This window comes from Pseudoxanthobacter sp. (assembly GCF_036822375.1).
In the GTDB taxonomy this organism is placed as follows: Bacteria; Pseudomonadota; Alphaproteobacteria; order Rhizobiales; family Segnochrobactraceae; genus Pseudoxanthobacter.
Genome location: NZ_DAISHT010000013.1, coordinates 1 through 10,547, shown reverse-complemented (window position 1 = coordinate 10,547; position 10,547 = coordinate 1). Strand labels below are relative to the sequence as shown.

Sequence of the window (10,547 nt, the reverse complement as noted above, 5' to 3'; positions counted from 1 at the left end):
GGCAGCCGGATTGGCAGCGGGCCTCTCCCGCGCCGGCGCGGCGCTGCCGGCGAACTGGCCCACCACCAGCCCGGCCACGACAAGCCCGGCCCCGGCCAGACGCCACACATCCGGCGCCCGCGCGGCGAAGCCGAAATAGCCGCCCCGGTCGAGCACCAGCGCCATCAGGATCTGTCCGGCGACGACCGCCGTGATGAAGCCGGTCGCGCCCAGCCGGGGCGCCACGACGATGGCGCTCGCCACATAAAGCGCGCCGACCAGACCGCCGATCCACGCCCACGGCGGCACGCGGACGAGCGTTCCCGGCCCGGGCAGCGGCACCCGCACCAGCAGCGCCAGCAGCCCGACGACCGCCACGCTGACACCGAGCGACACCACCGCAGCCAGCAGCGGATGACCGAGCGTCCGCCCCAGCATGGCATTCGCACCGGCCTGCAGCGGCACCATCGCGCCCGCCAGCACCGCGACCGCCAGCGCACCCGCAGATGCGGGGAGGAATTGCAGAACCACGGGCTTCTCCTTCACGGCACGACCAGACACTTGCCCCGCTATCGCTCATTCGCCTGAAAATTTGAAATTCCGATTTTTCACCTGCTATATGCAGGCTATGAATGAACTGCGCACGATTGACCTCAATCTGCTGGTGGTGCTGGATGCCGTGCTGGCCGAGCGCCACATCACCCGCGCGGCGGCGCGGCTGGGTCTCAGCCAGCCGGCCGTCAGCCATGCGCTCAACCGCCTGCGCCATCTCTTCGGCGACGAACTGATGGTGCGCACGGCCGGCGGCCTTCGCCCCACGGCGCGGGCGCTGGAACTGGAACCGGCGGTGCGCGACCTGATCGCCCGCACCCGCCGCGTGCTGGGGCTGACGGGGTTCGATCCCGCGGCCGACCGGCGCATCTTTCGTCTGGCGATGTCGGACTATGGCAGCGCGGTGCTGCTGCCGGCGGTGCTGGCGCGGCTGCGGCGCGAGGCACCGGGCATCGGCCTCAGCGTGGTGCAGGCCGGCCGGGCGGCGATGGCGGAAGATGTGGCGAGCGGCGCGCTGGATGCGGCGGCGGGCGTGTTTCCCCATGCCCCGGCCACCCTGACGGTCCGGCGGCTGTTCACCGAGCGCTATGTCTGCCTGGCGGACCGCAACCATCCGGCGCTTGCCGGCGGCACCCTGACGCTGGAGGGCTATCTCGCCGCCCCGCACCTTGCCGTCGCCATCGGCGGCGAGGGACCGGGCGAGGTGGAAACCGCGCTGGCAGCCATCGGCGCAAGCCGGCGGGTGCAGGTGGTGATCCCCCATTTCGGCACCGCCCAGCACCTGCTGCCCGGCACGGATCTGATCCTCACCATTGCCGGGCGCGCCGTGGCCCGCCCGGCTGCCGGGCTGCGGGTGTGCCCGCCGCCCTTTGCCGTGGCGCCGTTCGATTTCGCCCTGCTCAGCCACCCGCGCGCCGGCGACGATGCGGCCCTCGCCTGGCTGCTGCGGCTGATTGCGGAGACCGGCGACAGGCTGGCGTGAGCGCAGAAGGCGCGGGCGGGGAAAACCGCCGCGCCCCCGCCACGCCGCGCAAAATTGCACTGGCGCCGCCGGCGGGAGTGCTATGGTGCCGCACCCGCCGGAGCAGAGCGGACCCGCCGGACGGCGGGTGAAAGAGGCACGGAGCAGAGCGATGATTGCGGCAGAACACCTGAAGAAATTCTACATCGACGGTGCCTGGGTAGACCCCGTCAGCCCCGCATTCCTGCCGGTGATCGACCCCGCCACAGAAGAGCCCTTCGTCGAGATCGCCATTGGCGGAAAGGCCGATGTGGACCGGGCGGTTGCCGCCGCCAAGGCGGCCTTTGCCACGTTCCAGTTTTCCACCCCGGCCGAGCGCCTCGCCATTCTGAAGCGGCTGCTGGCGGAATATAACGCCCGCTTCGAGGACATCGCCCGCGCGGTCTCGCAGGAAATGGGCGCCCCGCTCAGCTTTGCCCTTGAGGCACAGGCGTGGGCCGGCCGCGCGCACATGGAATCCACCATCGCCGCGCTGGAAACCTACAGCTTCGAAGAGCAGCGCGGCACGACGCGCGTTGTGAAGGAGCCGGTCGGCGTCTGCGCGCTCATCACGCCGTGGAACTGGCCGCTGAACCAGATCGTCTGCAAGGTTGCGCCGGCCATTGCCGCCGGCTGCACGGTGGTGCTGAAGCCGTCGGAAATCGCCCCCGTCAGCGGTCTCGTCTTTGCCGAGGTGGTGGAGGCGGCCGGCGTGCCGAAGGGCGTGTTCAACCTCGTCAACGGCACCGGGCCGGATGTCGGCCAGATCATGGCCGGCCACCCGGATGTCGACATGGTGTCGTTCACCGGCTCCACCCGCGCCGGCATCATCGTGGCCAAGACGGCCGCCGACACCGTGAAGCGCGTGGCGCAGGAACTGGGCGGCAAGTCCGCCAACATCATCCTGCCGGATGCCGATCTGGCGGCGGCGGTCAAGCAGGGCGTGGAAGGCTGCTTCGGCAACTCCGGCCAGTCGTGCGATGCCCCGACCCGCATGCTGGTGCCGGCCGCCCGCCATGACGAGGCGCTGGCCGTTGCCCGGGCCACGGCCGAGGCAATCACCGTCGGTAATCCGCTGGATGCCGCCACCGTGCTCGGTCCGGTGGTGAGCGAACTGCAGTTCAACAAGATCCAGCGCCTTATCGAGGCCGGCATAAAGGAAGGCGCGACGCTCGTGACAGGCGGTCCCGGCCGTCCGGAAGGGCTGAACCGCGGCTATTATGTGCGGCCGACCGTGTTCGGCAACGTCACGCCGAAGATGACCATCGCGCAGGAAGAGATCTTCGGCCCGGTGCTCTCGATCCTGCCTTATGAGACGGAAGAACAGGCCGTCGAGATCGCCAACGACACCGTCTACGGTCTGGCGGCCTACATCCAGTCCGGCGATATCGCCCACGCCCGCGCAGTTGCCCGCAAGATGCGCGCCGGCTCGGTCTATCTCAACTATCCCGAGTGGGACACGCACGCCCCGTTCGGCGGCTACAAGCAGTCCGGCAACGGCCGCGAATACGCCGATTTCGGCATCCACGATTTCCTTGAGATCAAGGGCATCGTCGGCTACGGCGACTGACGCAACAGCCGGTCCCTCTGCAACTTCCCGGCCCCGCCCGACCACCGGTCGCGGCGGGGCTTTGCTATTCATGGTTGTTTTTATGACGTTGACGCTGCTGTTTGCACAACCTAAAATTTAGGCCATTACCATCAGGAATGATTCCTCAGCCGACGGATTGCGCGAATGGCCCTGATTTCGCAGGAAACGATGATGCAGGCCCTCGACTGGGGCTATATGAAGGCTGTCGACGGCCTCGCCGGCCTCGGCACGGCGAGTGAACTGGCGGAGGACTATCGCAAGGCCAACCCGACCGCACGGGACGCTGCGTACTCGCTCATCAACTGGCAGATGAGCAAGGCCGCGACATCGGGGTTCGTGACCGGGCTCGGCGGCATCATCACCCTGCCCGTGGCAATCCCCGCCAACATCGGCTCGGTGCTCTATATCCAGATCCGCCTCGTCGCCGCGATCGCCCATCTCGCCGGCCACGACATCCGGCAGGATCATGTGAAGACACTGATCTACGCCTGCCTTGCCGGCAGCGCCGCAGCGGACGTGCTGAAGGACGCGGGCATCAAATTCGGCATGAAGATGACCGTCAATCTGATCCGGCAGGTGCCGGGGCGCGTTCTCATCATGATCAACCAGCGGGTCGGCTTCCGTCTGGCCACCAAGGCGGGCACGACCGGTCTCATCAATCTCGGCAAGATCGTGCCGGTTGTGGGCGGCATCATCGGCGGCAGCTTCGATGCCGTCTCCACGCGCATCATCGGCAATGTGGCGCTGAACCTGTTCATGCCGCCGGAGACGGCGGATGGCGCACCGGATGGAGATGCGGCCGGCGGGCTGGTCATCGCGGATGAGCTTGCAATCGAAGCCGCCGCGGACGCACCGCCCGCCGGCGATGCCGACCGGCCCCCGGCCGCCCGGGGCCCCGCGGCGCCCGACAACCCGGTTTAGGCTGCCGGCCCGCGCGGGGCGCGGGGCAATTCACACGGCTTCCTCGATATAGCGCCGGCGCAGGTGCGCCTTGTAAACCACCGCATCCAGCGGCCGGCCGGTTGCCCGTGTCAGCAGCATGTCGGTCTCGTAAAGCGAACCGAGGCTGTGCACATGCGTGTGCAGCCAGCCGGTGAGCGGCGCGAAATCGCCCTTCGCCACGCCGGGCAGGATCTCCGGCTCCGCCCGGCAGGCGGCATCGAACATCTGCGCGGCCGTCATCGCCCCGAGCGTGTAGGTGGGGAAATAGCCCCATCCGCCGCTCGGCCAGTGGATATCCTGCAGGCAGCCGAACCGGTCGTCAGGCGGCACAATGCCCAGCAGTTCCCGCATGCCCTCGTTCCAGGCGCCCGGCAGATCGGCCAGACTGAGGTCGCCGCCGATCAGCGCTTTTTCCAGCCGGTAGCGCAGGATGATGTGCGCCGGATAGGTCACCTCGTCGGCCTCGATGCGGATGAACCCCGGCTGCACGCGGGTAAAGCGGCGCCACAGCGCATCCGCGCTCCAGCCGCCGCCGGTGCGGCCAAATGCGGCCCGCAGTTTCGGGGCGAGAAAGGCCGTGCCGGCGCGGCTGCGGAAGACCTGCATTTCCATCAGCAGCGACTGGCTCTCGTGCACGCTCATGCCGCGCGCCTGCCCGACCGGCTGGTGAATCCAGCGCTGCGGCCGGCCCTGCTCGTAGAGCGCATGGCCGGTCTCGTGCACGATGCCGAGCAGCGCGCCGAGGAAATCGTTCTCATCGTAGCGCGTGGTGATGCGCACGTCGTTATCGGCGCCGCCGCAGAACGGGTGCGCGGAAATATCGAGCCGGCCGCGGGAGAAGTCGAACCCCATCGCCGTCATGATTTCCAGCCCGAGACTGCACTGGGTGGCGGTGGCGAACGGCCCGCTCAGCGCCGCCTCCTGCGGCCGGCGGGCCTGCACGACGGCCACTTCGTCCATGAAGCCCGGCAGGAAGGCGCCGAGATCGTCGAACAGCGCGTCGATGCGCTGCGAGCGGGCGCCGGGCTCATAATCGTTGAGCAGGGCATCGTACGGGCAAACGCCCAGCCGCGCCCCCTTGGCGGCGCCGATCTCGCGCTGCAGGCGCAGCACCTCTTCCAGAGCCGGGCGCAGCATGGCGAAATCGGCCGCGGCGCGCGCTGTGCGCCACTGCATTTCGCATGCCGAAACGGCGCGCGACGAAGCCGCCACCAGATCCGCCGGAACCGCGGTTTCGACGGCCAGAATACGCGCGATCTCGCGCAGGTTCGCCTGTTCCCAGAGGCCCGCCGCAGGGGCGGTCTGCGCGGCGGAAAGCCACTCCGCCAGCCGCGGGTCGGTCAGAAGGTCGTGGCGGATGACACTGAGCGCCGCCATGCTTTCCGCCCGCGTGGCGGCTGCGCCCTCGGGCATCATGGCGTCGCTGTCCCACTGCAGGATGCCGATGGCATTGGAAACCGCCGCGATGCGGCCGAAGTGATCGAAAAGGGCGTCAGCGGCTGTCATTTCGGCACGCTCATGTCGTCAGCGGGGGAACAGACGGCCGGCGCCCTGATGGCCGGCCGGGAAACGTGGCCGGCGCCGGGACATCCTTGGACCGGCGACTTTGCCGCCTTTGTTATGACACGCACCGCGTGTCCCGTCGATGATTGCTGCGGCGTTGCGCACCGCCAGCCATGCCCAATCGTCAAAGGTGTTGTTCGCCCCGGCAAGGTTGACCCCCTGCCGGCTGCGGCTGATGATCCTGCCACGCCGCGTGCCGCGCCCCGCAGGGCCGCATCCCCGACCGGATGCCCGCGCGCGCCTGACGCGGAGGCGTTGATGATTCTGGGCCTTTTCCTGCTTCTTCTCTGCCAGCTCGCCGGCGAGATCGGCGCCCGGGCAACGGGGCTGCCCGTTCCCGGCCCCGTGCTGGGCATGGTGCTGCTGTTCATTCTGTTCATGGTGCGCGACCGCATGCGCCGCGAGCCGGGCGAAACGCCGCCGGAAGGGCCGCAGGCCACCTGCCGCATGCTGCTGGCCAACATGTCGCTGCTGTTCGTGCCGGCCGGCGTGGGCGTGGTGGACCGCATCGGCGTGCTCACCCAGCACGGGGTGGCGCTGACGGCGGTGCTGGTGCTTTCCACCGTCATCACCCTCACCGTCACAGCGTTCACGTTCATTTTCGCCGCGCGGCTGTTCGGCAGCCAGCCGGACGATGCGGCGCGGCAGGGCGGCAATGTCTGATCCCACTTTTTCGCTCTGGGTCTATCTCACCCGCACGCCGCTGATGTGGCTGACGGTCACGCTTGCCGCGTATCTGGTCGCCGACCGGGTGTTCCAGCGCACCGGCCGCCATCCGCTGGCCAATCCCGTGCTGCATGCCATCTGGATCGTGTCGCTGCTGCTGGTCGTGACCGGCACGCCTTACCAGACCTATTTCGACGGCGCGCAGTTCGTGCATTTTCTGCTCGGCCCGGCAACGGTGGCACTGGCCTATCCGCTCTACGAAAACCGCGCCATCGTGCTGAAGGCGCTGGCGCCGATGCTGGTGGCGCTGGTGGCGGGTTCGCTCACCGCCATCGGATCGGTGGTGCTGCTGGCGCGGCTGTTCGGCCTGCCGCACGACATCATCGTGGCGCTGGCGCCGAAATCCGTCACCGCGCCGGTGGCCATGGGCCTGTCGCAGAGCCTCGGCGGCGATGCTTCGCTCACCGTGGTGTGCGTGCTCATCACCGGCATCTTCGGCGCCATCGTCGTGACGCCGCTGATGCAGGCGCTGCGCATCACCGACTATCGCGCCCGCGGCTTTGCCGCCGGTCTGGCCTGCCACGGCGTGGGCACCGCGCGGGCCTTTCAGGTGAACCCGCTGGCCGGCGCCTTCGCGGGCCTCGGCATGGGCATCAACGCGCTGTTCACCTCCGCGGTGCTGCCCATGCTGCACCATCTGTTCTGAGCGGGTGCGGAGGGGCCGCCCCGGGCCGGCCTCCGCACCCGTTTCTCAGGCGGCAAGGCCCAGATAGCTCGCCACCACGCGGCCGTCGTCGGCCAGCGCCCGGGCCGGACCTTCCAGCGTGACCGCCCCCATCTCCAGCACATAGCCATAATCGGCCACCTGCAGCGCGGCGCGGGCGTTCTGCTCGACGAGCAGAATGGAAACGCCGGTCGCCCGCAGATCGGAGATGATGTGGAAGATGTCGCGCACGATGCGCGGCGCCAGTCCGAGGCTCGGTTCGTCCAGCATCAGCAGCCTCGGGCGGATCATCAGCGCCCGGCCCATGGCCAGCATCTGCCGTTCGCCGCCGGACATGGTGCCCGCGGCCTGCCCGCGCCGGTCGCGCAGACGCGGAAAGCGCTCGTAGATCTGCTCAAGCCGGATGCGCCGCTCGCCGCGGGAGATGCGGGAGGCGCCGAGCATGAGATTTTCTTCCACGCTCATCGTCACGAACAGCGCCCGCTTCTCCGGCACCAGAGAAAGGCCGCCCGTCACACGCGCCTCGATGGGACGGTCATCGATGCGCTGGCCGGCGAAGCTGATGGCCCCGCGGGCCGGCAGCACGCCCATGATGGCGTTGAGCAGCGTCGACTTGCCGGCCCCGTTGGCTCCGATGACGGTCACGATCTGACCGGCCGGGATATCGAGCGAGACCGACCGCACGGCCTCCGCCTTGCCGTAGGAGACGCTGAGATCGCGCACCGACAGCAGCGGGCCGGCCGGCGGTGCCGGAATGGCAGTGACTTCACCCATGGCTTCCTCCCTGATCACGCAACGCCGCCGAGATAGGCTTCCAGAACCGCCGGATTGGTGCGGATTTCCGCCGGCGGCCCTTCGGCGAGCTTGGTGCCGAAGTCCATCACCACCAGCCGGTTGGTGAGGTTCATGACGAAATCCATGTCATGCTCCACCAGCAGAATGGCGACGCCCTCTTCCGAGAGCCGGCGCAGCAGCGCGGCCAGCGCCTGCTTTTCCAGATGCCGCAGGCCGGCGGCCGGTTCGTCCAGCAGCAGCAGCACCGGGTCAAGGCACAGCGCCCGGGCGATCTCGACCACCCGCTGCTGACCGAGCGCGAGCACGCCGGCCGGCCGCTCGGCCAGATCCTCCAGCCCGACGCGCCGCAGCTGGCTGGCCGCCTCATGGAAGATGCGATCCTCTTCGACACGGTCGAGGCCCGTCAGCCCCTTTGCCACCCCGGACGACCCGCGCAGGTGGGCGCCGAGGGCGATGTTCTCCAGCACGCTCATGTCGCCGATCAGCTTGACGTGCTGGAAGGTGCGGGCGATGCCGAGCCGCGCGGCCGCCTGCGCCGGCTGGCCGGAGACGACGGCCCCGGAAAAGCGCACGCTGCCCGATGTCGGCCTGGCCACGCCGGTCACCAGATTGAAGGTGGTGCTCTTGCCGGCCCCGTTCGGGCCGATCAGCCCCACGATCTCGCCGGCGGCGACATGGAAGCTGACATCGTTGACGGCGACGAGGCCGCCGAACGTCTTGCGCAGTTCCTTCACCGTCAGCAGCGCCGTGCCCGGTTCCGGCAGATCGCGGCGCACCATCGGCTCGGCCATCGGCACTGCGCGCGGCGCGGCAGCGGGCAGCAGCCGGGCAAGGCGCGGCCAGAGCCCCTCGCGGGCGGAATGCAGGATGACGACCACCAGCACGCCGAACACGATGGTCTCGAACTGACCGTCGGAGCCGAGCAGCCACGGCAGCAGCGCCTGCAGCTGGTCCTTCAGCACGATCACGAGACCCGCCCCGAGGATGGCGCCGCCGACGTGGGACGCCCCGCCGATGACCGTCATGAACAGGTAGTCGATGGACGCGCCGAGGCCGAACGGCGTGGGGCTGACGGCCCGCTGCATGTGGGCATAGAGAAAGCCCGACAGGCCCGCCAGCACCGCGGCATAGATGAACGCCACGAGGCGGGCGCGCATGGTGTCGATGCCGAAGGATTCCGCACCGCTCGCCATGGTCTTCAGCGCGCGGATCGAGCGGCCGACCCGCGAGCCGATGAGATTGAGCGTGGCGAGCGCAGAGAGCGCCACCGCAATCCAGACGACGTAATAATAATGCGCCGGATCGGTCAGGGCGTGGCCGGCGACCGCCAGCGGCGGAATGTCGGTGATGCCGTCATGGCGGCCGAGAAAATCGAGATTGCCGAACAGGTAATAGAGGCCGATGCCCCATGCCAGCGTGCACAGCGGCAGATAGTGGCCGGACAGTCCGAGCGTGATCAGACCCAGCAGCCACGCCGCCAGCCCGGTGACGAGCAGCGCCGCCGGCAGGCTGATCCACGGCGAAAGTCCGTATTGGGTGGTGAGGAGCGCCGTGGTGTAGGCGCCGAAGCCGGCGAATGCCGCCTGCCCGAACGATGTCATGCCGCCGATGCCGGTCAGCACCACCAGCCCCAGCGCCACGATGGAGGCAAGGCCGATATAGTTGGCGATGGTGATCCAGTAGGCCGGCACGCCGGGCAGCACCGGCAGAAGCGCGACGAGAACGGCGAAGATGACGAGAAGATGAGTTCTTTTCATGGGTTCCTCCTCAGCCGCCGTGCTCGTCTTCCGCCGCATGGGGATGGCTCAGCGAGCGCCACACCAGCACCGGGATGATGACGGTGAACACGATCACCTCCTTGAAGGCACTGGCCCAGAACGAGGTCAGGGATTCGATGACGCCAAGGGCGATGGCGGCGGCTGCCGCCAGCGGATAGCTCGCCAGCCCGCCGACGATGGCGGCGACAAAGCCCTTCAGCCCGATGAGGAAGCCGGTGTCGTAATAGACGGTGGTCAGCGGCGCGATGAGGATGCCCGACAGCGCACCGACAAAGGCGGCGGCGAAGAACACGATCTGGCCGGAGCGCACCGTGGAGATGCCGACGAGGCGTGCCCCCAGACGGTTGACCGCAGTGGCGCGCAGCGCCCGGCCGGTCATGGTGCGCTCGAACACCAGATAGAAGCCCGCCATGAACAGGATGCTGGCGCCGATGACCGCAATCGACTGACCGGAAACGAACAGCGTGCCGAATTCCACCATGGCGTCGGAGAACGGCGCCACGCGCGCCCCTTCCGCCCCGAACATGACGAGCCCGAGACCGATCAGCGCCACATGGATGGCCATGGCGGTGATGAGCAGCACGAGAACCGAGGCATCCGCGATGGGCTGGAAGGCGACGCGGTAGAGATAAGGCCCGAGCGGCGCCACGAGCAGCAGCGTGACCAGCACGTCAACGCCGAGGCCGAGGCCCAGCGGCGCCACGGCCGCCGCGCCGGCGGAAATGGCCACCGGCACGCCGACAGTCCAAAGCGCAATCAGCGGCAGGCGGCGCCAGGCGCGGGCCCGGACGGCCGCCACGGTTTCCATCACGCCGGCGAGCAGACCCAGCCCCACCAGCAGGCCGATGATGGCCGGTGTCTGCCCCTGCTGGATCTGGGCCAGCGTCAGCGCGGCGAAGGAGATGAATTCGCCCTGCGGGATCATGATGATCCGCGTGACGGTGAAAACGAGCACGA

The 10,547-nt window shown here is 68.8% G+C and carries 10 protein-coding genes; 5 read left to right on the top strand and 5 right to left on the bottom strand.

Translation table 11 applies throughout. The annotated features are described in order from the left end of the window. Window positions 1–510: DMT family transporter (locus tag V7067_RS02885; RefSeq protein ID WP_334174370.1), on the bottom strand; the 510-nt coding region annotated here is incomplete at its 3' end. Window positions 511–607: 97 nt separating this feature from the next. Between V7067_RS02885 and V7067_RS02880 the strand changes: the two genes are divergently transcribed. From V7067_RS02880 to V7067_RS02870, 3 genes are all read left to right on the top strand, one after another. Then, the gene (locus tag V7067_RS02880) at window positions 608–1,513 is read left to right on the top strand and encodes a LysR family transcriptional regulator (protein ID WP_334174369.1); all 906 of its coding nucleotides are present in this window, start codon (window positions 608–610) and stop codon (window positions 1,511–1,513) included. A gap of 151 nt (window positions 1,514–1,664) precedes the next feature. Continuing rightward, on the top strand, window positions 1,665–3,101 hold the full coding sequence (locus V7067_RS02875) for an aldehyde dehydrogenase family protein (RefSeq protein ID WP_334174368.1): 1,437 nt from the start codon (window positions 1,665–1,667) through the stop codon (window positions 3,099–3,101). Between the two features lie 165 nt (window positions 3,102–3,266). Beyond that, window positions 3,267–4,043 (top strand): EcsC family protein, encoded by a 777-nt coding sequence (locus V7067_RS02870; RefSeq protein ID WP_334174367.1) that lies wholly within the window; start codon window positions 3,267–3,269, stop codon window positions 4,041–4,043. A gap of 30 nt (window positions 4,044–4,073) precedes the next feature. Here V7067_RS02870 and V7067_RS02865 read toward each other — a convergent pair whose 3' ends face one another. Further along, complete coding sequence (locus tag V7067_RS02865; protein WP_334174366.1) at window positions 4,074–5,570, bottom strand: carboxypeptidase M32; 1,497 nt, start codon at window positions 5,568–5,570, stop codon at window positions 4,074–4,076. Window positions 5,571–5,885: 315 nt separating this feature from the next. On the opposite strand from V7067_RS02865, the gene V7067_RS02860 reads away from it, so the two are divergent. Both V7067_RS02860 and V7067_RS02855 read left to right on the top strand, forming a co-directional pair. Continuing rightward, complete coding sequence (locus V7067_RS02860) at window positions 5,886–6,290, top strand: CidA/LrgA family protein (protein WP_334174365.1); 405 nt, start codon at window positions 5,886–5,888, stop codon at window positions 6,288–6,290. Continuing rightward, window positions 6,283–6,999: an LrgB family protein gene (locus tag V7067_RS02855; protein ID WP_334174364.1), complete on the top strand. Its 717-nt coding sequence runs from the start codon at window positions 6,283–6,285 to the stop codon at window positions 6,997–6,999. The genes V7067_RS02860 and V7067_RS02855 overlap by 8 nt, the downstream gene beginning before the upstream one ends. A 45-nt stretch (window positions 7,000–7,044) precedes the next feature. Here V7067_RS02855 and V7067_RS02850 read toward each other — a convergent pair whose 3' ends face one another. The 3 genes from V7067_RS02850 to V7067_RS02840 form a co-directional block, all read right to left on the bottom strand. Beyond that, complete coding sequence (locus V7067_RS02850) at window positions 7,045–7,791, bottom strand: ABC transporter ATP-binding protein (protein WP_334174363.1); 747 nt, start codon at window positions 7,789–7,791, stop codon at window positions 7,045–7,047. A 14-nt stretch (window positions 7,792–7,805) separates the two neighbouring features. Continuing rightward, window positions 7,806–9,569: a branched-chain amino acid ABC transporter ATP-binding protein/permease gene (locus tag V7067_RS02845; protein ID WP_334174362.1), complete on the bottom strand. Its 1,764-nt coding sequence runs from the start codon at window positions 9,567–9,569 to the stop codon at window positions 7,806–7,808. A gap of 10 nt (window positions 9,570–9,579) precedes the next feature. Continuing rightward, on the bottom strand, window positions 9,580–10,547 hold a 968-nt coding region (locus V7067_RS02840; RefSeq protein ID WP_334174361.1), incomplete at its 5' end, for a branched-chain amino acid ABC transporter permease.